The organism is Lentzea alba (assembly GCF_047445655.1).
GTDB classification, from domain to species: Bacteria; Actinomycetota; Actinomycetes; order Mycobacteriales; family Pseudonocardiaceae; genus Lentzea; species Lentzea alba_A.
The window spans coordinates 39,602-63,828 of the sequence record NZ_JAJAEG010000008.1; the positions used below are offsets into that span (position 1 = coordinate 39,602).

At 67.6% G+C, this 24,227-nt stretch carries 14 protein-coding genes; 5 read left to right on the plus strand and 9 right to left on the minus strand.

The window, feature by feature from the left end:
* Positions 1 to 73: 73 nt before the first annotated feature.
* From LFM09_RS14690 to LFM09_RS14730, 9 genes are all read right to left on the minus strand, one after another.
* Positions 74 to 691, minus strand: a complete 618-nt coding sequence (locus LFM09_RS14690) for a hypothetical protein (protein ID WP_414096980.1) — start codon at positions 689 to 691, stop codon at positions 74 to 76.
* Positions 688 to 1,278: a hypothetical protein gene (locus LFM09_RS14695; RefSeq protein ID WP_414096981.1), complete on the minus strand. Its 591-nt coding sequence runs from the start codon at positions 1,276 to 1,278 to the stop codon at positions 688 to 690. Before LFM09_RS14695 ends, LFM09_RS14690 begins: the two co-directional genes overlap by 4 nt.
* A 644-nt stretch (positions 1,279 to 1,922) precedes the next feature.
* Positions 1,923 to 2,243, minus strand: coding sequence for a hypothetical protein (locus LFM09_RS14700; RefSeq protein WP_414096982.1), 321 nt, complete (start codon positions 2,241 to 2,243; stop codon positions 1,923 to 1,925).
* Positions 2,244 to 11,969 carry a LamG-like jellyroll fold domain-containing protein gene (locus tag LFM09_RS14705; protein WP_414097221.1) on the minus strand — a complete coding sequence of 3,242 codons (9,726 nt, stop codon included), beginning with the start codon at positions 11,967 to 11,969 and terminating at the stop codon, positions 2,244 to 2,246.
* A gap of 162 nt (positions 11,970 to 12,131) precedes the next feature.
* On the minus strand, positions 12,132 to 14,105 hold the full coding sequence (locus LFM09_RS14710) for a tachylectin-related carbohydrate-binding protein (protein WP_414096983.1): 1,974 nt from the start codon (positions 14,103 to 14,105) through the stop codon (positions 12,132 to 12,134).
* Positions 14,106 to 14,330: 225 nt separating this feature from the next.
* On the minus strand, positions 14,331 to 14,876 hold the full coding sequence (locus tag LFM09_RS14715; protein ID WP_414096984.1) for a hypothetical protein: 546 nt from the start codon (positions 14,874 to 14,876) through the stop codon (positions 14,331 to 14,333).
* A gap of 107 nt (positions 14,877 to 14,983) precedes the next feature.
* Complete coding sequence (locus LFM09_RS14720; protein ID WP_414096985.1) at positions 14,984 to 15,364, minus strand: RidA family protein; 381 nt, start codon at positions 15,362 to 15,364, stop codon at positions 14,984 to 14,986.
* Positions 15,365 to 15,392: 28 nt separating this feature from the next.
* Positions 15,393 to 16,139 (minus strand): IclR family transcriptional regulator, encoded by a 747-nt coding sequence (locus LFM09_RS14725; RefSeq protein WP_414096986.1) that lies wholly within the window; start codon positions 16,137 to 16,139, stop codon positions 15,393 to 15,395.
* On the minus strand, positions 16,136 to 17,104 hold the full coding sequence (locus tag LFM09_RS14730) for a sugar kinase (protein WP_414096987.1): 969 nt from the start codon (positions 17,102 to 17,104) through the stop codon (positions 16,136 to 16,138). The genes LFM09_RS14725 and LFM09_RS14730 overlap by 4 nt, the downstream gene beginning before the upstream one ends.
* A 97-nt stretch (positions 17,105 to 17,201) precedes the next feature.
* Here LFM09_RS14730 and LFM09_RS14735 point away from each other — a divergent pair, with 97 nt between their 5' ends.
* From LFM09_RS14735 to LFM09_RS14755, 5 genes are all read left to right on the plus strand, one after another.
* Positions 17,202 to 18,482: an amino acid deaminase gene (locus LFM09_RS14735; RefSeq protein WP_414096988.1), complete on the plus strand. Its 1,281-nt coding sequence runs from the start codon at positions 17,202 to 17,204 to the stop codon at positions 18,480 to 18,482.
* Between the two features lie 10 nt (positions 18,483 to 18,492).
* Positions 18,493 to 20,091: an N-acyl-D-amino-acid deacylase family protein gene (locus tag LFM09_RS14740; RefSeq protein ID WP_414096989.1), complete on the plus strand. Its 1,599-nt coding sequence runs from the start codon at positions 18,493 to 18,495 to the stop codon at positions 20,089 to 20,091.
* Complete coding sequence (locus tag LFM09_RS14745; RefSeq protein WP_414096990.1) at positions 20,088 to 21,485, plus strand: GntP family permease; 1,398 nt, start codon at positions 20,088 to 20,090, stop codon at positions 21,483 to 21,485. Before LFM09_RS14740 ends, LFM09_RS14745 begins: the two co-directional genes overlap by 4 nt.
* Before the next feature lie 4 nt (positions 21,486 to 21,489).
* A complete protein-coding gene (locus tag LFM09_RS14750; RefSeq protein ID WP_414096991.1) occupies positions 21,490 to 22,038 on the plus strand; it encodes a hypothetical protein in 549 nt (182 codons plus the stop codon).
* Positions 22,039 to 22,126: 88 nt separating this feature from the next.
* Positions 22,127 to 24,217 carry an alpha-galactosidase gene (locus LFM09_RS14755; protein WP_414096992.1) on the plus strand — a complete coding sequence of 697 codons (2,091 nt, stop codon included), beginning with the start codon at positions 22,127 to 22,129 and terminating at the stop codon, positions 24,215 to 24,217.
* The last annotated feature ends 10 nt before the right edge of the window (positions 24,218 to 24,227 follow it).

Sequence of the window (24,227 nt, forward strand, 5' to 3'; positions counted from 1 at the left end):
ACGCGGGGCCTCCGCGTGCGCCCAGAGAGTACGAAAGCTCCCCGCGTGCACTTCTGTCCCGGCGGGCAGCCACCTACTGGTCCGCCCGCACGACGATCGGCTCCCACGGCTCGGCCTTGATCGCGAAGACCGCCGAGGCACGCTGCCCGGTGGCCGCGCGGAACGTCACGGCGGCGCCGTTGGGCAGCGGCCCGAGGTCGAGGTGCTCGGCCGGCGGCTCGTCGTCGTCGCGCTGGAGCCCGAGGACGCGAGACCCCGGCACGACCGACACCGTGAGCTGCTCGATGACGGGCGGCCCGCCGAAGTAGCTGAGGTAGAACTCGTCCGGCGCCCCCGGCGTGATCGCGAACGTCGGCATGCCCCGCCTGCTGCGCTCAGCCGCGATGCTCTCCGCGAGCTCGTTGACCAACGCCGCGGCCTGCGCGGCCGTGACCTGCGCCTCATCCGCCAGCATCCGGGACGCCGCGGCCGCCTCCTGCGCCTCCCGGGCGGCCTTGCGGGCCTCCTCGGTCACGCTCTTCGCCTGCAACGCGCTGGTGGTGGCCTGCTCGACGGCCCGGCGCGCGGCCTGCGCCTCCTCCTGAGCCCGGACGGCGGCTTGCTGGGCGTTCTTCGCTTCACGTGCCTGCCACAGCGAGATGGCGACCGCGACCATCGCCACGACGGCGGCGATCACCGACAAGGCGATCATGCTCGCACCCCCAGCGCCGCGAGCTGCCTGCTCGCCAGTTGCTCGATGACGTCCGTGTCGCCCATGCGCCAGGCCACGGCGGGGTCGTTCTCGAACTTGCCCAGTTCCCTCGGGGACAGGCTGGTAAGCGCTCTCAACGCCAGCAGGTCCGGCTTGTCCCTGAGCTTCGCGGTGCTGCCCGCCTTCCGCGCGTACCGCAGCCTCAAGGGCAACCACGTGATCAGCAGGAAGAGGACCGGCAGCACGATCAACGCCACCGCCAGCCAGAAGGCGCTGTCCTGGACCACGCTGATCTGCGCGTTGCCGGCACTGGTCAGGGTTTCACCGGCTTTGGTGCCGTTGCCGAGCGCCCCGGCGAGGTCGTCGCCCACCAACGGCACGCCGCGAGCCTTGTCAGCGGCGTTGTTGAAGACATCACGGATGCTGCCGCCCGCGTTGACCAGGCCGTCTCCCGGGGCTCTGAGCTCCAGCACCCAGTCGTGGACGGTCGTGGCCACCCAGATCCAGAGCGCCACCCAGCCCACGGCGAGCAGGTCGGCGATCAGCTGACGCGTGAACCTGACAGGTCTGTCCGCGTACCACTTCATGCGCGGATGGTTTCACACCGCGTTAGCTCTCCCCGGCCGCCGCCAGCGTGGCTATCACCGGTTCCACAGCCGGGTTCAACCCGGACCGGGCAACCTGCGCCTCATTCACCGCCCACCGTCCTACAGCACCATCGGGTTCTTCATCTGCCACGGATTGTTCGGTTCTGCCAGCGCGATACGCGGTGTCGCCGACCCGACTATCAAAAAGAGCGAGCCTTTTCCATCCTGTTGTGGCCAGTTGGCGCAGCGTGGAGGTGCCGTCGCGGCGGTACTTCGCAACGTCGGCGCACCGCGAAAGCATGGAAACGCTCTCACACTGTGATCACGTCAAGTTGGTTGCAGAAAAGTGCGGATGACAACGTTGTCAGATCACCTCAACTTCACCCGACCTGCCTCGCAGCAGTCGTGAAAGCGCGACCATCAAGGTCCTGAACGCCTCAGAACCGGCGCCTCCCGATCGTGACCGTCCCGGACCCCGCCTTGCGTCGACTTCACCGGCCACAACTAGCCACCACCAGCAGAAACAGAATGGAAAGGGCTCAGCGGAGATGCACTACTACGATCGAGGTTGCGAACGCCCCTCCGGCGGAGGGGCGTTCGGCACGCCCATTCTGTAAGCACACCAACAACTCAGGACGGCAGCGCTACGGACCGTAGCCGGGCCGCCAGTCGAGCAGCTCGATCTCGTTGAGCTCTCCGCGCGCGAGCATTTCCATCACACGAAGCATCTCCGGCCGCGTCACGTTCTCCATATGTCGCGGCTCACCATCCTCTTCCTCCACGTTTTCAAACACCAAAAGTCCTGTTTGGAAAGCGGAGACAACCCACTCGGTGTCGTCGTCGCGCACAGACACGTTCGGATACTCGTCATCGAGAGGGCCGTCAAGCTGCTCGAGGAGATCGCCGATGCGGGCGATGTCACCGTCGAACATCCGCCCGTCCCGGTAGGTGACTGTGAATGACATCTACTTCCGCTTCTTCCTGTAGTTCTTCGGCGCGCCTGCGGGGATGGCCCACTCCGCATAACCGCCCGCTCCACCCGGATGAAGCAGACTCTGCCACACCGAACCAGGTTTGTGCTGGTCAAAGGGAACCAGTCGCATCACGCCAGGAACACCACCGGTATTGCTCGTCGGTTCGTGTTGCCATGTCCAACCGTCAGGTGTCTTGCGACCGCCCTTCCGCGCCACGGCGGCTGCCACACCGGGGATGAGCTGCTCCATCATCGTCTTGAACGCCGGATCAGCCTGGAGCGCATCGTCCAGCGCTGTGTTGGCACGGTTGAAGTGGACGTCTCGTGACTTTCCGAACACGCTTGGGTCCAGCACCATCTCGAACGCCGTGGAGAATGCGCGCGGGCCATTTGCACACATGCACGCATCACCGTTGGCATCGACACCGCTCTCGCAGTTGTGGACCAGCACATCGGCTGCAGCGGCCTGCCAACGACCCGCGGCACCCACGTAGTACGTGTGGATCCCGTCGACCGTGAGGTTGTAGACCAGCTGGACCTTCGAGAAGGACCGAGTCCCCAGCACCATCGCCGGACGGTTGTCCGCCGTGGTGAACCGGTACCCGGGCTCGAGGTCCTCGGCGTGCTTCCACTCCTGCAGCGAGGAAACCCAGAACGGGTGCTCATCCGTCGCAGTGAGCTTGCCGATCCCCTTCGACGTCAGCACCGAGATCTCGTAGAGCTCCCGCTCCGACTCGTGCACCCGCTGGTCGGTGACCACCCTGACCGAGGTCTCACCGGTCTTCGGATCAGTGGCGATCACCCGGTCACCGGGCTTGACGTCCTTGATCGGCTTCCGGGATCCGTCCGCCATCAACACCGTGGTCGAGCCGTCGAAGCTGTTGGACTCACAGGAGATGCTCGTCCGCGACGAACGGCCAGCATCCTTCGCCGCTCCGTTGCCCCGCTTCTTCGAAGCCCCGAACAACGACAGCGCGTCGCCCAGCATCGGCACCTGGCTGTTGGCGAAGTCCGAGACCGCTTCCTCCGCCACCGCCTGAATGACCGACGTCCCAGGCTTGACGATCGTCGCCTTGATGGCGTCCATCGTCCGGTTGACGTCCTGCACGTTGTCCGCGGACGCCGCCACCTTCCTCGCCGGCAGGTTCGCCGACGACGACACCAGATCCTTCATAGCGATCTTCGGCGTCAAAGCAGCCTTCAACACCGGCAACGGGTTGTTCTTGGCCGCGTAGGCGATCGCAGCCTTGGCCCGCTTGGTGATCGCCGCCATGGCAGCGATCCGGGCCGCACGAGCAGCAGCCTCAGCCGCAGCCTTCTTGGCAGCCAGTTGCGCGGCTTCCTTCAAGGCGGTCTTGGCGAAATCGGTTACGCGCGAACCGACCTTGGCCAGATCGTCGCCGTACCGGCGAGCACCGCCCGCAACATCATCGCCGTACCGACGCACCCCACCGGCGACATCGTCGCCATACTTGCGGATGCCGCCAATCGCGTCGTCCGCGTACTTGTAGAGGTACTTCGCGCCCTTCAGCAGCTTGCCGCCGGGAATGAAGTTCGAGGCGGCCCAGAACGCGTTGCCCCAGCTCGGTTCCCGGATGAAGTTCGCGACGTCGTTGTAGCCCGAGACCTCCTTGACGACCTCGACGGCGACGGAGGCCGCCTTCTTCACGCCGTTCCAGACGTTGCCCCAGTTCGGCCAGTGGCCGTCCGGGTCGATCATGTCCAGAGGACGGCCGGCGCCATAGGTGTAGCGGTTGAACAGCACCGACGGGCCCGACGAGGCGGACACGGTGTCGCGGGAGGCGAAGGCACCAGTCCCAGGCTGGTACCAGCGGGCCCCCATGTTGACCTGCTTGGTGTCCGGGTCCGTCCAGTCGCCCTGGTAGCCGACAGAACGCTTGGCACCAGAAGAAGCAGTCGGAACACCGAACGGGTCGAACGAGGCCGAGTCCGCCACACCTGAGGTAGCAGTGGGATCGAAGCCGCCCACCACGTCGCCGTGCTTGTCGGACAACGCGAACCGCTTGACACCACCCTCCGAGATGGACAGCAGCTCACCCGACACACCACGGCCGTACAAGGCGTTGCCGTCCGAGACCGAGTCGATCTCGAAGCCCGCGTACGAGAACGCACGAGAGCCGCGGGAGACCACTCGGTCCGCACCGTCGTAGGCGTAACGCGTCTTGCCGACCTCGATCAGGCGGTCGAAGGCGTCGAAGGAGAACTTCTCCTCCATGCCCGACGACGTACGCGACGCCATGCCACCGCGCGGCGTGTACTTGTAGGTGTAGTCGCCGTCAGAGAGCAGACGGTTCCGCTCGTCGAAAGCAGCGGTCTTGGCACCGTTCTTCGTGCGGTTGCCGGAAGCGTCCCACGAGTACTCAGTCGTCGTCCCGCCGAAAGTCCACGACTTCAAGCGGTTGGCGTAGTCGTAGGTGTAGGTGTTCTCACCGGAACCGGCGAGACCAGCGGTCACCTTCTTGATCAGCGCGTCGTTGTGGTTGTACTCGTACGTCGCCGACGACTCGACCGCACCTGAAGACGACTTCAGCACGTCCGACTTCTGCCGTCCGAGCACGTCGTAGTCGATCTCACGAGAGCGCACGGACCCGTACTGGATGGTCTTCAGCTGGCCCGCTTCGTTGTACGACACGACCTGGCCCACACCGGTGACCCCGTCGGTCATGGTGTGCAGACGACCCTTGTCGTACGTGAAGCGCGCGGTGCCCGCCGCATCCGTGCGCGTTCGAAGTCGACCCTGCTCGTCGTACTCGAAGGACGAAGTACCGGAAGGTCCGGAAGCCGACAGCAGACCGTTGCGGTCGTTGTAGTCGTAGATGTTCCGGCCGCCGGGAGCGTCCATCTCCTTGACGCGACCCGCGAGGTCGTACGTCTGCTCGCGCGTCGAGGTCGCCGACTCCGCGCCGGTGCCCGTCTCACGGGTCACGCGGTTCAGGAAGTCGTACGTGCGCTCACGCACCACGTTGCCCGGCGCGGTCGCCTTGACCGCGTTGCCGCCGACGTCGTACACCGACGTCCACGTCCGGTCGGCCAACCCGGGATGCGCGGAGGTCGACGGCTCGATCACCGACTCGGGCAGCGACCACGAGTTGTACGTGGTGATGAACTTGTTGCCGCGGCCGTCGGTGTAGCGGGTCCGCTGGCCGGCGGCGTCGTAACCGGACGACGTGGTGATCTTCTCGGTGTCGGACACCGGCTCGACCTGCGAGACGGTGCGGTTCAGCGCGTCGTACGTGTAGGTGGCGGTGCGCTTCATCGCATCGGTCGCGGTCAGGACGTTGCCCGCGTCGTCGTGCGTGTACCTGGTGTTGCGCAGCGTGGTGCCGTTGGCGTCCAGGTTGAACTGGCCCGTCATCCGGCCCGGCGAGTCGTAGGTCAGGAAGCTGGTCCTGCCCAGGGCATCGCGTTGCCACACCTGGCGGCCGGCGCCGTCGTAGCCGTACTGCGTCTTGACGTTCGCCGGGTCCGTCGCGGTGATCCGCTGGCCCAGAGCGTCGTAGGTGAACGTCGTGACGTCGTTGGCAGGGGCCGGCGAGGTGATCTTCTTCAGCTCACCGCCGTCGAAGTACTCGAACGTGCTCGTGAACGCGGCGGGAACCGGCTTGCGCTCCAGCACCGACTCCGTGACCCTGCGGCCGAGCTCGTCGTACGTCGACTCGACGCGCGCGCCCGTCGGGTCGGTCACCGACAGCTGTTCGCCCTTGTGCGTGTAGGTGTACTTCCACACGCCGCCGACCTCGGTCGGTGCGTCGGCCTTCGGGTCCTGACGCTCGACCATCCGGCCCTGCTGGTCGTACCGGTAACGCGTGACGGCGCCGCGCGGGTCGACGACCTCGACGGCGTTGCCGACCGCGTCGTACTTCCGTTCCACCACACCGCGAACGGACGTGGCCGAACCCGGCGCCCGGTACTCCGGCGTCTCCGTGCGAACGAGACGGCCGACCTTGTCGTAGGAGCTCGAGACGACGTTCCCGTTCTCGTCCTTCGACTGGATCTGCTCGCCGAACGTGTTGAAGCCGACCAGGCTTTCCGGGCGACGCTCGACGACGCTGGTGTCACCCGACGCCGACGCGGTCTCCACGGCGGTCTGCGGCTGGATCACCCGGACCTGGCGCTCCGCCTCGTCGTAGCGGAACTCCGTGGTGTTGCCGCGCGGATCTGTCTCGCTGATCTTCAGGCCGCGCTGGTCGTACGTGCGGGTCGTCCTGATCGGCGCGTGGCCTCGCTGAACGGCCTCGGCGACCATGTTGCCGGCGTCGTCGTAGGTGTAGTCGATCGTCTGCGCCGAGTCGGCGTTGACAGGGCCGGTCTGAGAACCCTTGCCGCTCTTGACGATCTGTTTGACGTTGCCGTTCTCGTCGTAGCGGTAGTCGATCCTGCGTGCCAGGCCGCCGGGATCGGCGACGACCTGCTCGACCCGGCCGGCCGCGTCGATGACGTAGTCCGTCACCTTGTTCCCGGCGCTGGTCTTGCGCGTGACGTTGCCCGCCGCGTCGTACTCGTTCTTCTCCAGCAGCACACGGCGAGGGGCACCGTTCGGCACCGGGATCTCCGCGGCGACCTCGGTCACCAGGCTGTTCGGCGCGTACTTGTAGACCGTGCGCCTGCCCATCGAGTCGACGCTGCGGACCAGCCTCCCGCCGAGGTCGTAGGTGTTGGCCTCCAGCACCAGCAACCGGCCGTCGTCCTCGGGCTCGTCACCCTGCTTGACGCCACCGGACACGGGCTTGCCGTGCCAGCCGCGCATCCGGATCTCGGCTACCTTGTTGCGCGCCGTGTACGCGTACTCGATCTTCGTACCGAGAGCGTCCACAACGGACGTCCGGTTACCGAAGTTGTCGAACGTGTAGGAGGTCTTGTTGCCCTCGGCGTCGGTCACCGAGTCCTGACGACCGCGATCGTCGTAGGTGTAGGAGATCGTGCGAGTGGCGTCCTGACCTGTGCGGTCGGAGATCTCGACCTTCTCCGGCTGACCGTCGACCGTGAACGTCGTCCTGGTGTGCTTGGTGTGCACCTTGCCGTCGACGGCGTTCGTCACTCCGGCGTCGGTCACCTCGACCGGCCGGTTCAGGCCGTCGTGGACGAACTTCGTCTCCAGACCGTTCGGGAAGGTGTCCGAGATCTCCTTCTCGCTGATCTTGCGACCCAGGTTGTCGTAGGCGTACCTGGTGATCAGGCCGGTCGGCTCGCGCCGTTCGTAGAGGTCGCCGTTGTCGTGGTACCGGTACGTGGTCACCTTGCCACGTGCGTCCTTCGTGGACTTCAGCAGGCCACGCGGCTCGTCGCCCACCGACCCCGTCTGTCCAGGACGCGGCACAGCCACGATCTTGGACTCGACGTATGCGTGCTCCACGAACGAGCCGTCCGGCATGGTCTGCTTGACCAGGTCGCCGCGACTGTTGTACTCCGACTTCGTCAGGTATCTGTCGTCCGCCGGACCCGACGAACGTGCGTCCCGCGCGGTGAGCTGCTTGTCGACGCGCGGGTCGGTGTCGTTCACACCACCGGGAGCGGGCTTGTAGTAGGTGAAGTACTCGATGTCGTTGCACGCGCCCGGCTGGCGGCACGTCTTGCGCGACACCACGTTGCCGCGCTCGTCGTGGTTCAGCTCGACGGCGTGCCCGTTCTCGTCGACGATCCGGTGCTGGAAGCCGCTCTCGTCGTAGTCGTAGCTCCGCACGCCGATGCCCTGCGCGGGACCGCCGGACCAGTTCGGCTCACCGGAGCCGACACCACCGCAGTACCCGGGCGAACCGTCCGGGTTCGTCGGCGGTGCACCGGAGCACGGTGGTGCCGAGGTCGGAGTCGTCGGCACGACCGACGGATCGGAGCGGTCTTCGTGCCGGACACCGATGCCCAGCGGCGCGCCGAACCTGATGATCCGGCCCTTGATCGGGTCGTAGTCGAAGAAGTGCGACCGCGAACCGGGGTCGGTCACCTCGATGGACCGCACCAGGTTCTTCACCGAGCGGCCGGCCGCGTCCTTCGTCTCGGTGCCGGAGACCTGCGGCAGGCCGAGCTTCCAGAGACCGCCGTTCTCGTCGGTGTACTCGCGGATCCGGTCGTTCACCGCGTCGTACGACACCTTCGCCGCTTCCCGGCCCGACGGCATCTTCACCGACGTGAGCTGGTCGGCGGACTTGCGTGCCTCGTAGTGGCCGTCGATCGTCGGTTCACCCAGCGCGTGCTGGTAGAGCGCGACCTCGTCGATCTCGCCGGCGAAGACCTTCTGCGACTCGCCCGGCCACCAGCCGAACGGCGTCCAGTCGTTGATGCCGACGACGCGCGCCGCACCGATCTGGCCGCTGTTCAGGCGGCTGTCGTCGATCTCGCCCTCGGTGCTGCCGACCTTGTTGCCGTCCAGGTAAAGCGTTTGCGTGGCCAGCGAACCCGTCAGCACGACGTGGTGCCACTGGCCGTCGTTGACGGTGCCGGTCGACGTGATCGGCGCGAACCGCCCGTGCCAGAACTGGCCGCGCAGCTTGCCGTCCTTGTCCACGTACAGCACGGGAACGGCGCTCTCGGGCGTCTGGTCGAACGGCTTGCTCTGGAACCCGATCAGCGGGCCGCCCGACGTGGTCTTGAACCACATCTCGATGGACAGGTCACGGCTCTTCTTGATCGCGCCGTCCGGCAGCCGGACGTGGGAGCTGGTGCCGTTGAACGACGCCGCCTTGTCCGGGTTGTCCGCCAGCGGGCCGTTCACACCCAGCGTGGTGTCGTGGTGGCCGCCCCAGTCCTTCTGGAGGTTGGTCGCGACCTGGCTGACGGCCTGCTGCTCACCGCTGCGCTCGCCCAGCCGCCAGTACGAGTCGGGCTTCGAGTCCATCACCATGGACCGGTAGTGCGACCCGACCTCGTAGTTGTACTGGGTGCACTTGTTGTTCGGGTCGCAGACCTTCGTCAGCTTGTCGACGTCGGTGTACTCGTAGCTCCACTTGATCGCGGTGCCACCAGCGGCCGGCACGTCGGTCGTCACCTCGGTGACGTGCGCGCCCGTCCACTTGAAGTTCAGCGCCCGTCCGCCGCTGGAGTGGCTGACCGCCCGCTTGATCTTGCTGTCCGGGCCGTACTCCAGCTCGACGTTGCGACCGGCGTTGTCGTGGATCGAGATGATCCGGCCGTCGAACTCACGGAACTTGTAGACGGTGTTGGACTTGTCGACCAGCACGTACGGCCGTTCCGGGTTGACCGTGTCCTGGTAGAACGTCGCGAACCGGCCGGGAGGTGGCGAGAACGTGCCGTTCTCCTCGTTCTTGCCGAACCGCACCGCCTGGCCGTCCGGGTAGGTGACGACGACGTTGCCCGTGCCGTCGCCGTCGGGCACGACGCGCATGTCGTAGCGCGTCGACCAGCCCGCGCCGAACAGCCCGTCCTTGCGCGGATCCAGGCTGTTGTAGGTGCGTGAGACCGAGAGTTCCGGCCCGCTGACGACGACCGACGCGTCGACCGCGCCCGTCGTGTAGTTGCCGATCTGCGGGTCGAAGTCCAGATCACCGGCGCTGTACGGCGCACCGCCCAGGTGCGAGGTGATGTCCGGCTGCGGCACCGACGTCAGCAGCGCGCTGAACTCCAGCTTCTCGCTGCGCGCACCGGACGGGTCGATCGCGAAGGCCCGCCAGTAGTAGGTCTTGCTCCACTTCAACCATCCCTTCGGGACGGTCCAGGTGCGCGACTTCGACTTCGGCGACTTTCGACAGTCGACGTCGATCGCGCCGGTCTGGTCGTTGCGCTGGCAGATCTCGAACTCGTAGTCGATCGTCGTGTTCGGCGGCGCGTCCACGTCGACCGCGTCCGCCCACAGCTGCGGCGTCAGCACCGGCGCGTTGTGGCCGGCCGGCGGGTACTGCGCCCGCACGATCGGAGGTATCTCGAACACCGTCATCGACAACCGGGCAGGCGGAACCTGCTCGTCGGTGAAGAAGGTGTTGCCGTGCATCATGCTGAAGTCGAGCAGGTAGTCGCCCGGCTCCATCTTGAACACCCTGGCGTCCAACGTGACCGTCTCGCCCGGCTGCACGTCGCGCGGCAACGCGGCCGAGTCGCCGCGGGAGTGCTTGAGCTGACCGTTCGACTGGAACGCGCGGTAGCCCAGCTTGTAGTCGTTCTTGCCCCACACGAAGCTGCTGCGGTTGGTCACCGCGATGCGCACCGTCGGCTTGGCCGCGTTCGGGTTCTGGGGGTCGTCCTTGTCGCTCTCGCGGTGCACCGGCGGCTGCGGCACGCCGCGCTCGATCCGGTACCCCGCGTCGTACGGCGTGTGCGTCACGTACAGGGCGGGCTTGTTGGCCGCGGCACCCTGGCCGACGAACTTCTTCCAGCCGCTGACCGCCTTGACGGCCAGGCCGTTGTTCACGGTCTGGCCCTTCACCCAGCGCTGCACCAGATCCCGGCCGTTGTCACCGAGGTCGATCGCCTCCGGCCGGGTCGGGCAGGCCGACTGCGACTGCCCGAACACCACGTAGCCGTAGGCGAACGATGCACCGGCGAGAGAGGGCCCCGTCGGCAGCACGGCCCTCGTGTTGTTGTCCCAGCCCTGGTTGACCTCGTGCACGCTGATCGGCTGCGCCTGGCAGCTCGGTGCGTCGAAGTTCGTCAGGTACAGCTGCGCGTTGTAGACCTTGTGGTTGGCGATACCGCTGAGGTCGTACTTCAGGTAGGTCGTGTAGCCCTGCCCCGACAGCAGCTCGGTCCCGTTCATCACGGACGAGCCGTTGGTCGAGATCGCCTGCTGCGAGGTCTTGCCGTGCACGGACGGGTCGACGTCGACGGGGAACCTCCGCGCCCCGTCCCGGATCCAGCCCGCGTCGGCCGACATCTTCAACGCTTGGCCGCCGTTGTGCTGCACGAGCTCGTACTTGATCTCGTTGGACACCGCACCCGCGGCGTCGATCATGTGCCCGGCGGGGATCGTGGCCTGGACCTTGCCGGCACCGTCGGCGAGCACGACCTGGTTGCCGTCGATCTTCGCCTGCAAGCCCTTGAGCCGCAGCGGGAACAGCCAGCTCGTCGCCGCGTCCTTCGACGCCAGCACGAATGTCTCCTTGACACCGCCAGGAGTCACGTCGATCCGCAGGTCGGTGTGCGGGGCCACGCCGCGGTAGACGACGGCGCTGCCGTCGGCCTGGGCCTGCGCGGCCGCCGTTCCCGCGAGGCCGAACGCGAACTCGCCGCCGCCGATCTTCATCGACACGAACGGCGACTCGGAAGCCTTGGCACCGAACCGGGTGTCGACCGAGTCCGCGGCGTTGCGGAAGCCGTCGCCGTCGCGGACGACGTTCGTGTCGATCGGCGCCCAGGTGCCGTCGGGCTTGCGGTAGTTCGTCGGCGACTGAGTGATCTGAGTCGTCAGCGTGCCGTCGGGGTTGCGGAACGTGCGGGTGTTCTCGCTCCGCTTGGACTCGTCCTCCTTGCTGGCCTTGGGGTCGTAGCCCTTGAAGTTGTTCGGCGGGTCGACCTCCTTGGCCTCGTTGGGCGGAGGCTTCGGCCCTTCGGGGAAGTTCGGCTGCGGGTACTTCGCCAGCTCCGACTTCGCGGCCTCGCGGTTGACCGACTCGCCCTCGACGTGGCCCTGCGACTGACCCTCGGCGCTGTCCCACCGCTGGTCGGGTGCGAGCTGACTCGGATCGAGCGCCTCAGCGGACAACCACTGCGGCAACAACTGGATCAACGTCGGCGCCGTGGCACCGCCGAACATCAGCACGACAAGTGCCGTTATCGCTGCGATGCGTCCTCGTCTTGACCGTGGAAACGGCATTCGAGCACGCCGAACACGCCCGTCGGGCATGACGGTTCCCCCCAGGAAGTGGTTGTGGTGAAACAGGGGCCTTCCGCCGGGTGTGGCGGAAGGCCCCTCAGATCAACGCTTCGCGACGCCGCCGGTGTAGGCCGGAGCGGACGACGTGCTCGCCGACGTACGTGCCTGCGCCTGCCCGGCAGGCGGCCCGGTGTAACCGAACACCGAAGCGATCTCGCCCTGCGGAGTGCGGAAGCTGAACACCGGGATGCCGTCCTCCAGCACCAGACCCGCCGGCTCCGTGGCCGACTCGACCGTGCCGATGGCCGGCGGAACAGTCCACGGACGGAACGTGTCGCTCGCCGGTGCCGTCTGGCCGCTGATGTAGACGAGGTCGTCCTCGCCACGCACGGCGACCTCCAGGATTCCACCGCCGCGCAGCACTGCCGCTGGCGAACCCTTCGACTGGGGAGGAGCACCGAGGCCCTTGATGGGCGCCCCCGCCAGCGAGTCGCCCTGACCACGCTTGGTCTGGAGGAACCCGAGGGTGGTCTTGTAAACGACCTGCAGGTCACCGTTCTGATGCACCACGGCTGCAGGCCGGCCGACGATCCCGCCGCCGACGATCTGCTCGGGGCCGAGCGTGTCAGTCACCTTGGCGACGATGAGGTTGTTCTCCTTGCCCTGGCCGACGACCAGGAAGTCCGCGCCCCGGCGCACCACCGTGAAGTCGCTGGTGAACGAGGAGCCGCCGAGCTTCACCCACGGCAGGAAGCCGTCGTTGGCGCGTGCACCTGTTCGCCGCCACAGGGCGCCACCACCGTCGACCGCGAACATCGAGGCGACGTTGTTCGCGTCGTTGACGATCACCGGGTCGCTGAGGATCAGGCCGCCGTAGCGCGGTGCGGTCTTCTGCCACGTGCCGTTGGGATCGACCTGCAGGTTTCCGCGGTACTCGCCGTCCTCGGAGCTGTTCGTCACGACCTCGAACCGGCCGTCCTGCCGCCGCACCGCACCCGGCTGGCCGGTGTGCTTGTGGTGGCCGTCGAAGGTCTGGTAGTTCAGCAGCACCGTGTTGTCGACGTACACCTGCTTCGCCGCCGTCAGTCCACCTTGGACGTTGACGTAGAAGTGGGTGACCTTGCGGTCGGTGCCCTGCAGCAACGTGTTCGGCGCGTCGTAACGCGCGGGCACGATCGGCGCCTGCGGCTGCGTGGCGCCGAGGATCTCGCACGAGTTCGTGGTGGCCGCCCACCTCATACCGGCGGGAACACCGGTGTCGACGAGCACTCGCGGCTTGAGGTAGCCGGTCTCCTTGTCGAACCGGTACCACCAGACGTAGCCGTCCTCGGGGTTGCCGTGGTTGGTCTCCGAGCCGTACAGGACGTCGGCGCCGGCCGAGAACATCTGCTTGAGCGCGTTGGCACCGTGGCCGTCGTTGACCCAGCGCTTCTGCTCCATCCAGCGCTGCGAGTCGGCGTCGTACACGTAGCGGAACAGCTGGCCGGAGTTCTGGTGCGGGTCGCGGACGTAGAACACGCCGTCGCCGGCCGCCACGATCAGGTCGTAGCGGTTCGCCGCGCCGGTCTCGAGGATCCGCTTCTCCCACTTGCCGTCGGCGTAGCGCTCCCAGGTGATGTCACCGTTGGACGCCAGCTTGTAGAAGTCGCCGTTGTTGTCGACCGTGACCTTGTTCTGAGTGAGGGTCGAGTCCCAGCCCTCGCCGATCTTCTCCGACCAGAGCTCACCACCTGGCCCGAAGCGGTCCCACGTCTGGGTCTGGTCGTTCCAGCGGAAGCGGTGCAGGTTGCCGTTGGAGAGCACCTGGTAGACGTGCCCGTTGACGCCCGCGAACCAGAGCAGGTCCCAGCCGCCCCCGATGCCCGCGAACCCCGGACGCATCCGGCCACCGTTCTCGGGCTCGTCGTGCTGGTACTTGCGGAACGACCCGTCAGCCATCGACCCGAACATCGTCACCGACGAGTTGCAGCGCAGCGTTTCCGCAGCTACCGCCGTGTGCGTGGCGCCGATCGGGACGACCGCCGCCACCGCCACCGCCACCAGTGCGCCCAGCGCTCTTCGCCTGTATGTGCCCATGCGAAACACTCCCCCAGATCATAAACTCAGATTGACGGATGACGACTTCCATCAACCAGCCTGGGTAGAGGATCCACATCGGGGCGGTGGTTGGCAAGTGCGGTTCACCGAAATCGCCCTGTGTCGGTGCGCTCTGTCACAGGCACCAAATGAAACAGGCACCCTCATGTTCTGGGGTGCCTGTCTCATTGCCCGGTGCCGTGGCAGGGGCTGCCACGTGACCCCTCAGCCGTCGGTGATCACCTCGGGCCGGTCGAGGATCGCCCGCGCCCACCCGGCGCCGTCCTGGTGCCCGATCCACCCGCCGTACAGCAGGGAGAAGCGCCGGTTCCTGTCGCCCCAGAACTCGTTGACCCAGGCCACCGCCACGTCCCGGGAAAGTCCCGTGTCCTCCAACGCGTCCGCGGTGTCCGCCATGACGCGCCACTGCTCGTCGTCACAGGCGTACAGGAACTCGACGGGTCCGGTGCTCAACAACATCTGCGGCTGATTGTTGTCCGCGAAGTCCACGACCCCGAACGTCACGCTCGTCGTCACCGGGACCACGGCGTCACGCGGTTCGGAGATGGAGAACAACGCCGTGACGGGGCGACCGGCGGCGCGCAGACCCGCCCGCGCGTAAACCATCGACAGGCCCAGCAGCTCGGCCAGGTCGTCGCCGCGGAAGTCGCGGTCCGATCCGACGACCAGGTCCGCCGGCAACGCGGGCTCGCCCGGCCGGATCGCGTGCAACGCGGCCTGCATGCCGACATTGGCCTTCTCGGAGATCAACGCTGACCCCTCCAAACGGCAAAGGGCGTGCCCCCGAACGGAAGGCACGCCCCCAGCAAAGCACCGGTTGATTACAACCGTCGCGCCGAAACCCCGAAACGGTCCGATCAGTCGACGACGGCCAGCGCGTCGATCTCGACCAGCAGGCCGGCCGGCAGTCCGACGTAGACGGTCGTGCGCGCGGGCGCGGGCTCCGTCACGAACTCGCCGTAGACCTCGTTCAGCTCCGCGAAGTGCGCGGTGTCGGTGAGGTACACGCGGATCATCACCACGTCGTCGATGGACGCGCCACCGGCCGCGAGCACCGCGTGCAGGTTCGCGAACGTCTGCCGCGTCTGCTCGGCGACGGTGGTGCCGACGATCTCGCCCGACTTGGGGTCGAACGCGACCTGGCCCGCCACCTGCAGGATGTTGCCCTTGCGCACACCCTGCGAGAACTTCGCCACCGGCTGCGGCGCGTCGGCGGTCTTGATCTCAACCTTGGACAACGGATTTCCCCTTAACTGTGTGAGATCCCTATCTGGGAACGTAACCGCACTCGATGGACGCGGCTTCTGCGGTGGCGAGCAGGTCAGGCAGGTGGGCCAGCAACCCGTCGAAGTCGAGCAGCACCTTCGGCACGGACATCGACACAGCCGCGAGCACCTCACCCCGCGACCCCTTGATCGGGGCGCCGATGCAGTGGATGAAGTCCTCGTGCTCGGCGTTGTCGACGGCGTACCCGTTGGCGCGCACCCGTTCCAGCTCGGCCATGTACGCGGTCGGGCCGATGATGGTGTTCGCCGTCAGCCGCGGGAACTCCATGGTCGCCAGCACCTTCTGCAACGCCGGCGCGGGCAGGTCGGCCAGCAGGATCTTCGCCACGGCCGTGCAGTGCAACGGCGCGCGACGGCCGATGCGCGAGTACATGCGCATCTGGTGCCGTGACTCGTACTTGTCGATGTAGATCACCTCACCGTCCTCATAGGACGCGAGGTGAACGGTGTGCCCCAGGCGGGCGTTGAGGTCGCGCAACGCCGGTTCGGCCGCACGCCGGACGTCACGTTCCTCCAGCGCGCGGTTGGCGAGGTCGAACAACGCCGTGCCCAGCCGGTAGTGGTGCACGCCGTCGCGCTGCACGAAGCGGTGCGACTCCAGCGTGCGCAGCAGCCGGAGCGTCGTCGACTTGTGGACGCCGATCACGCCGGACAGCTCGTCCAGCGTCTTCGGGCCTGTCGCGAGCTGGCTCACCAGCGTGAGCGCGCGGTCGAGGCTCTGGCTCATTTGACCTCCAGGCGGGCGGACGCCCAGGTTTGCGGGTCGGCGTGCAGCAGCGGCGCGGTCACGTCGTCCGGCAAAGGATCTCCGACGTCCTCGGCGGTGAGCAAAGCGGAGGCCGCCTGCAGGTGCCCGGCGCGCAGCCGCACCGACGGAGTCTCCCCCGCCAGCGTCGCCGCCAGGAATCCTGCCGCGAACGCGTCACCGGCGCCGACCGGCTCCACGACCTGGACCTTCAGCGCCGGTTCGAAGTACGACGAACCGCCTTCCAGCAGGGTCGCGCCGTCCGCGCCCTGCTTGATCACCAGAGCTGCGGGCCCCGGCAGCAACGCCCTCAGGCGATGAGGATCACCCGTCCCCCACACCAGTTCCGCCTCGTCCGAACCAGCGAGCACCACGTCGGCCATGTCGGCCAGCTCCCGCAGGACGCGCGGATCGCGATCGGCCCACAGCGCGGGCCGCCAGTTCAGGTCGAACGAGATCTTGAACCCGTGCCGTGGCCGGCGCAGCAGCTCGCGCATCATCGCCAGGCACGAGTCGGACAGCGCGGGCGTGATCCCGCTGAGGTGCACCAGCTTCACCTCGCCGAGGCCGAGCCGGTCGATCATCTCCAGGCCCATGCCGGACGCCGCCGAACCGCGCCGGTAGTAGCGCACCGGGCTGCCGTGCGGCGAGGCCTCCTTGACGTACAGGCCGGTCGGGCGGGCCGGGTCGACCCGCACCCGTGACACGTCCACGCCGAAGCCGCTCACCGTGTCCAGCACTGCGAGCCCGAACGAGTCGTCGCCGACCGCGCTGACCCACGACGACCGCACGCCCAGGCGCGTGAGGTGGATGGCGACGTTGGACTCAGCACCACCGACGGCCCGGTGCCAGGTGCGCACCAGATGCACGGGACCGGGTTCAGCCGGAACCATCATCACCATGGTCTCGCCGAGACACACGACACCGCCGACGTGATCGAACCGCATGCGCGCTCCAGAGGTGTTCGTTGACGGCGGCGAGACCGAATGCTACACAACTCAGCATCACATCGCGCAATGGGAGTTGCAAAATATGCAACAACTGATGGAGATGGACCTCTCGGCCGTCGCGGACATCAGGGCGGAACGGGTCAGCTGGCGGTTCAAGGGCCTGCCGTCGACCACGTTCGGTTCGACCATCGGCGAGGTCGCCGACCGGCGGCTGGACCTGTTCGCCGACGAGTTCGTCGGACCGCTCGTCGTGCTGGACGCGGACGCGTTGACGCACAACCTGACGACGATGGCGAAGTGGTGTGACAACCACGGCGTCAAGCTGGCGCCGCACGGCAAGACAACGATGGCGCCGCAGCTGTTCCAGCGGCAGGTCGAGCACGGCGTCTGGGGCCTGACCGCGGCCAACGCGTCGCAGCTGCGCGTCTACCGGGCGTTCGGGGTCAGCCGGATCCTGCTGGCCAACCAGCTGCTCGACCCGGCCGCGCTGCGCTGGCTGGTCGCGGAACTGGACCACGACTCGCGCTTCGAGTTCAGCTGCTGGGCCGACTCCGAGGCCGGTGTCGCGCTGATGAGCGAGACGCTGCAGGAACTCCAGCCGTCCCGGCCCGTCGACGTGCTGGTCGAGCTGGGCGCGCCCGGCGGACGTACGGGCGCACGTGACCTGGAGACGGCGCTGGCAGTGGCGCGAGCCGTGGACCAGAGCCCGGTGCTGCGACTGGCCGGGGTCAGCGGCTACGAGGGCGCGCTGGCGCACGACGCGTCCGAGTCGTCGCAGTCCATTGTGGACAGGTATTTGAGCGACCTGCGGACGTTGGTGCTGCGCATGGCCGACGCGGGCATGCTCGACGAGCTGGACGAGGTGATCGTCACGGCCGGCGGCAGCGCGTACTTCGACCAGGTCGCGGCGACGCTCGGGCAGCCGTGGCCGGTGCCGGTGAACCCGGTGCTGCGCAGCGGGGCGTACATCACGCACGACGACGGCTTCTACCGCGGGATCTCGCCGTTCTCCCGGATCGAGGGCGTGGAGCCGTTCCGGAGTGCGTTGCGTGCTTGGGCCCAGGTGACCTCACGACCGCAGCGCGACCTGGCGTTGCTGACGATCGGCAAGCGCGACGCGTCGTTCGACGAGGGCCTGCCGGAACCGCAGCTGGTGCGCCGCCGTGACGGTGCGATCGCCCCGCTGGCGCAGGCCCGCGTCACGGCGTTGAACGACCAGCACGCGTTCCTGTCGCTCGGGCCCGAGTCCACGGTCCGGGTCGGCGACTGGGTGGGACTCGGTCTGTCCCACCCCTGCACGGTGTTCGACAAGTGGCAGCTCATCCCGGTCGTCGAGGGCACGACCGTGGTCGACCTGATTCGCACCTACTTCTAGGAGTGCACCGATGGACGACGTCGTTCTGCGCGGACCACTGATCGCTGACGGCACGGGATCGCCTGCCTACCGGGCGGACGTGGGTGTGAAGAACGGCGTCATCTCGCAGATCGGGACCCAAAGTGATGGTTCCAGGCTCACGGGCACGCGGTCGATCGACGCGGACGGGCTGGTGCTCGCGCCGGGGTTCATCGACATGCACTCGCACTCCGACCTGCGGATCCTCGCCGAGCCCGACCACCTGGCGAAGGTCTCGCAGGGCGTCACGACCGAGGTCCTGGGCCAGGACGGGTTGTCGTACGCGCCGGTCAACGACGAGGTGCTCGCGACACTGCGGGGCCAGCTCGCCGGGTGGAACGACGACCCGCCCGGCTTCGACTGGAACTGGCGCTCGGTCGGCGAGTACCTCGACCGGCTCGACCAGGGCATCGCGGTGAACGCGGCTTATCTTGTGCCGCAAGGAACCCTGAGGATGCTCGTCGTCGGCTGGGACGACCGGCCGGCGACCGACGCCGAGATCGCGGTCATGAAAGACCAGCTGGCGCAGGCACTTGTGCAGGGCGCGTTCGGCATGTCGTCCGGCCTGACGTACACGCCGGGCATGTACGCGGACACGTCCGAACTGGTGCAGCTGTGCGAGGTCGTCGGGAACTTCGGCGGCTTCTACAGCCCGCACCACCGCAGCTACGGCGCGGGCGCGTTGGAGGCGTACGCCGAGATGGTGGACGTGTCGAAGAGATCCGGCTGTCCGCTGCACCTCGCGCACGCCACGATGAACTTCCCGGTGAACAAGGGACGCGCACCCGAGCTGCTGGCGTTGCTGGACGACGCGATCGCGTCAGGTGCGGACATCTCGCTGGACACCTACCCGTACCTGCCGGGCGCGACCTACCTGTCCGCGCTGCTTCCTTCGTGGGCCACGGAAGGCGGACCGGAGAAGGCGCTGGCACGGTTGTCCGATGTGGACGTTCGCGAGGAGATCCGGGTCGAGATCGAGGAGACCGGGTCGGACGGCTGCCACGGCGTGCCGGTCGACTGGGACTCCATCGAGATCAACGGCGTCCGCAACGACCGCAACGCGCACCTGGTCGGCGCCAGCGTCCACGCGTCGGCTTTGCGGCTCGGACGCTCGCCCGCCGACCTGTACTTCGACGTGCTGGTCGACGAACGCCTGGGCACCTCGTGCCTCATGCACGTGGGCCACGAGGAGAACGTGCAGGCGATCATGAAGCATCCGGCGCACACGGGCGGCAGCGACGGCCTGCTCGTCGGCGACCGGCCGCACCCGCGCGCGTGGGGCACGTTCCCCCGCTACTTCGCGCGCTACGTCCGTGAACTGGGCGTGCTGAGCCTGGAGGAGTGCGTCGAGCACCTCACCGGCCGCGCCGCCAAGCGTTTGCGGCTCACCGACCGGGGTCTGGTCCGCGAGGGCTACGCGGCCGACCTGGTGCTGTTCGACGCCTCGACGATCGCCGACACGGCGACGTTCGACCAGCCTCGGCAGCAGGCCGCCGGCATCCCGTACGTGTTCTGCAACGGGGTGCCGGTGATCGACGACGGAACCGCCACCGGCGCATTGCCAGGCCATTCACTCAGGAGCCGCCCGTGATCGACTGGTTGCAACACTCAACACCGGGTCTGCTGACCCTCGCGGTAGTCAGCATCGCGGTGCTGCTGCTCCTCATCATCAAGTTCAAGGTCGAGCCGTTCATCGCGCTGATCGTGGTCGCGCTGCTGGTCGCGCTGGCGGCGGGCGTGCCGACGGAAACCCTGGTCGGGTCGGCGCAGAAGGCCTCGGACTCGTTGCTGGAGAAGGGCTTCGGCTCGATCCTCGGCCACATCGCCGCGATCATCGGTCTGGGCACCTTGCTGGGCGCGATCCTGGAAGCGTCCGGCGGCGCGCAGGTGCTGATGGACAAGCTGATGCAGGCGTTCGGCGAGAAGAAGGCGCCGGTCGCGATCGGCCTCGCGGGCCTGATCTTCGGCGTGCCGGTCTTCTTCGACATCGGCATCTTCGTGCTGGCGCCGCTGGTCTACGTGGCGGCCAAGCGGTCCGGCAAGTCGATCGTGCTGTTCAGCATGCCGTTGCTGGCAGGCCTTTCCGTCATGCACGCGTTCATGCCGCCTCACCCGGGACCGGTGGCGGCGGCCGGTCTGCTCAAGGTGTCGCTCGGCTGGATCATCATCATGGGTCTCGCGGTGGCGATCCCGTCGTGGTTCGTCGGCGGTGTCCTGTACTCGTACTGGATCGGCAAGCGCATCAACGTGCCGGTGCCGGAGGAGATGCTGGTCGCGGCCGAGGCAGCGCGCACGGAGAACGGTGACCGCGAGCCGCCGTCGCTGGGCCTGGTGCTCTCGATCATCGGTCTGCCACTGGTCCTGATCCTCGCCGGCACGTTCGGCTCGATCCTGCTGCAGAAGGGCTCACGCCCGTACTCGATCGCGACGTTCTTCGGCACACCCGCGGTGGCCCTGACGATCTCCGTGCTGCTCGCGTTCTGGCTGCTGGGTTTCCGGCGCGGCATGACCAGGGAGAAGATCGCGGAGCTGTCCGGCGCCTCGCTGAAGCCGGTCGCGATGATCCTGCTCGTGGTCGGTGCCGGCGGCTTCTTCGGGGCCGTGCTGGCCGCGACGGGCATCGGCAAGACGCTGGCGGGCGAGCTTTCGGGCATCGGCCTGCCGGTGATCGCGCTGGCGTACGTGATCAGCTGCGTGATCCGGATCGCGCAGGGTTCCGCGACGGTCGCGATCGTGACGACCGCGGGCATCGTGGCACCGGTGCTGGCGGACCTGAACTACTCGCAGCCGCAGCTGGCGTTGGTGGTCATGTCCATCGCGGCCGGTTCGATCATCGCCTCGCACGTCAACGACGGCGGGTTCTGGATCGTCTCGCGGTACTTCGGGCTGTCGGTCAAGGAGACGCTGCAGTCGTGGACGGTGTTGGAGACCATCCTCTCGGTGGTCGGTTTCGTGGTCGCCGCGCTGCTCAGTCTGGTTGTCTGACCGGGTGCGAAGAAGCCTGATCTGTTTGCTCGTGGTCGCGGCGGCGGGGTGCTCCTCGCCGCCGCCCGCGTCCCGACCTTCCCCCACCGACAAGCCCGCCGTCACCGCGTGGGTCGACCAGGTGTGCGCCGGTGAGTGGGCCGTCTACACCCGTGGCACGGCGGTGTCCAAGGCGCCGAAGTTCACCCCGGACCGGCCTCCGGTCGAAGCGGACCGGGCGGCGCTGGTGACCGCACTGACCGAACTGCGGGAGATGTTCGCCAAGTCCAAGACCATCTTCGACGCCATCGGCCCTTCCCCGTTCGCCCAGGGCGACGAGTTGGTGGCGGCGAACCAGCGTGACCTCGCCTCGTTCGTGACCAAGCTGGACGAGGTGCTCGCCAACACGCAGAAGGTGCCGGTTGAGCAGCTCGCCGGACCTGCCGAGTTCGTGACGAAGGACGTCGTGTTCTGGGATCCGAGCGGTCCGAAGCTGGCTGACCTGATCAAGGCGGAGCCCGTCGTCGCCGAGGTCTACGAACAGGCGCCCAACTGCGGTCCGAATCGGACATAACTCAACAAGTTCAAACGCTTGACAACGCGAGCCTCGCGTCTCAGGATCGGCGCAATGTTCATTTGTGTTTGATGTGGACGGGGCCCGCATGAACAACACGGAGGTCGTGCACCTGCGCGACACCACCTCCAGCGTCGTCATCGATGTCCAAGGCACCGGACTGCCGGTCGTCACGCACTGGGGGCGAACGCTCGGAGACGTTGACCAGGCCGCATTGCGCGGCCTGGTCAACGCCGTCACGTGGTCGAACCCGCACAACTCACCGGACAGCGCGGTCCCGCTTTCGCTGCTGCCCGACGCCGGCGCCGGGCACTCCGGTCGCCCCGGTCTGCGCGGCCACCGACAAGGCGAGCACTTCGCACCCGCGCTGGCCGTGACGTCGTTCTCCGGGGAGGACGACTCGATCTTCCGATACGTGGCTGAGGACGCGGCCGCCGAGCTGACCGTGCACGGCACCGTGGAGCTGCTGGAGTCCGGCATGCTCCGGCTGCGGCACTCGGTTCGCAACGACGGCACGACGCCGTATGCGTTGGAGGGCCTGGAAACCGCGCTCCCGATCCCAGCCGCGGCCACCGAGCTGCTCGACTTCACCGGCCGCTGGAGCCGCGAGCGCTCACCGCAACGACAAGCGCTGAACTACGGCTCGTGGGTCCGCGAATCGCGCCGAGGCCGCACCGGCCACGACGCGACCATCGGGCTGCTCGCCGGCACCGAGGGCTTCTCGTTCCGCGACGGCGAGGTGTGGGCGCTGCACGTCGCGTGGAGCGGCAACCACGTGACCTACGCCGAGAACCTCTCCGACGGCTCGCCGGTGCTGGGTGGCGGCGAGCTGCTGCTGCCCGGCGAGATCACGCTCCAGCCCAACGAGACCTACGAGTCTCCGTGGATCTACGCGGCCTACTCGTCCAGCGGCATCGACGGCATCAGCGCGGCCTTCCACCGCCAGCTGCGCGAACGTGCGCTGCGCCCCCGGCCGGTCGTGCTGAACACGTGGGAAGCGGTGTACTTCGACCACGACCTGGCGCGGCTGACGTCGTTGGCCGACACCGCCGCGGCCGTTGGTGTCGAACGCTTCGTGCTGGACGACGGCTGGTTCCGGCACCGCCGCGACGACACCGCGGGCCTCGGCGACTGGTACATCGACGAGACCGTGTGGCCGGACGGCCTGACGCCGTTGATCAAGCACGTCCGCTCGCTGGGCATGGAGTTCGGCCTCTGGTTCGAGCCGGAGATGATCAACACGGACTCGGACCTCTACCGGGCACATCCGGACTGGGTGCTGGGGCCGCGTCCCGGCGTGCTGCCGCCGTCGTGGCGCAACCAGCAGGTCCTCGACATCGCACATCCCGACGCGTACGCGTACATCCTCGAACGCGTCTCGTCGGTGTTGTCGGACAACGACATCGCGTTCGTGAAGTGGGACCACAACCGCGACCTGATCGGCTCGCGCGTGCACGCCCAGACCGCGGCGTTCTACCGGCTGCTGGACGACCTGCGCGGCCGGCACCCGCACGTGGAGATCGAGAGCTGCTCCTCAGGTGGCGCCCGCATCGACCTCGGCGTGCTGTCGCGCACCGACCGCGTGTGGACGTCGGACTGCAACGACGCCCTGGAACGCCAGCTGATCCAGCGGTGGACCGGCGTGTTCCTGCCGCCGGAGCTCATGGGCGCGCACGTCGGCCCCACGAAGTCGCACACCACCGGTCGCGTGCACGACCTGTCGTTCCGGGTGGCCACGGCGATGTTCGGGCACTTCGGCATCGAGTGGGACATCAACTCGGCGACCGACGAGGAACGGGCCGGGCTGCAGGCCGCGATCGAGTACTACAAGGACGTGCGGTCGTTGGTGCACACCGGAACCGTGGTGCGTTCCGACCACCCGGACCCCGCGGCCTGGGTGCACGGAATCGTTGCGGCGGACCGGTCCGAGGCGTTGTTCTGCTACGCGCAGATCGCGACCTCGGTGCAGAGCAAGCCGCGACGCGTGCGACTGCCGGGACTGGACCCGGCGCGCACGTACCGGCTGACGTTCGACGCTCCCGCCGGCTGGCCGAAGCTGAACCAGCGGCGGATCGAGGGCTGGGACGCGGTGGAGCTGCCCGGTTCCGTGCTGTCCGAGGTCGGGATCCAGCTGCCGGTCATGGAACCTGAGCAGGCCCTCCTGCTGCGTCTGCGCTGAAGAAGAAGCC

Bases quoted from the DNA above. Each gene is read 5' to 3' on its own strand.
- LFM09_RS14690 (WP_414096980.1), bottom strand. From the start codon at position 691: ATGATCGCCTTGTCGGTGATCGCCGCCGTCGTGGCGATGGTCGCGGTC.
- LFM09_RS14695 (WP_414096981.1), bottom strand. From the start codon at position 1,278: ATGAAGTGGTACGCGGACAGACCTGTCAGGTTCACGCGTCAGCTGATC.
- LFM09_RS14700 (WP_414096982.1), bottom strand. From the start codon at position 2,243: ATGTCATTCACAGTCACCTACCGGGACGGGCGGATGTTCGACGGTGAC.
- LFM09_RS14705 (WP_414097221.1), bottom strand. From the start codon at position 11,969: ATGTTCGGCGGTGCCACGGCGCCGACGTTGATCCAGTTGTTGCCGCAG.
- LFM09_RS14710 (WP_414096983.1), bottom strand. From the start codon at position 14,105: ATGGGCACATACAGGCGAAGAGCGCTGGGCGCACTGGTGGCGGTGGCG.
- LFM09_RS14725 (WP_414096986.1), bottom strand. From the start codon at position 16,139: ATGAGCCAGAGCCTCGACCGCGCGCTCACGCTGGTGAGCCAGCTCGCG.
- LFM09_RS14730 (WP_414096987.1), bottom strand. From the start codon at position 17,104: ATGCGGTTCGATCACGTCGGCGGTGTCGTGTGTCTCGGCGAGACCATG.
- LFM09_RS14735 (WP_414096988.1), top strand. From the start codon at position 17,202: ATGGAGATGGACCTCTCGGCCGTCGCGGACATCAGGGCGGAACGGGTC.
- LFM09_RS14740 (WP_414096989.1), top strand. From the start codon at position 18,493: ATGGACGACGTCGTTCTGCGCGGACCACTGATCGCTGACGGCACGGGA.
- LFM09_RS14755 (WP_414096992.1), top strand. From the start codon at position 22,127: ATGAACAACACGGAGGTCGTGCACCTGCGCGACACCACCTCCAGCGTC.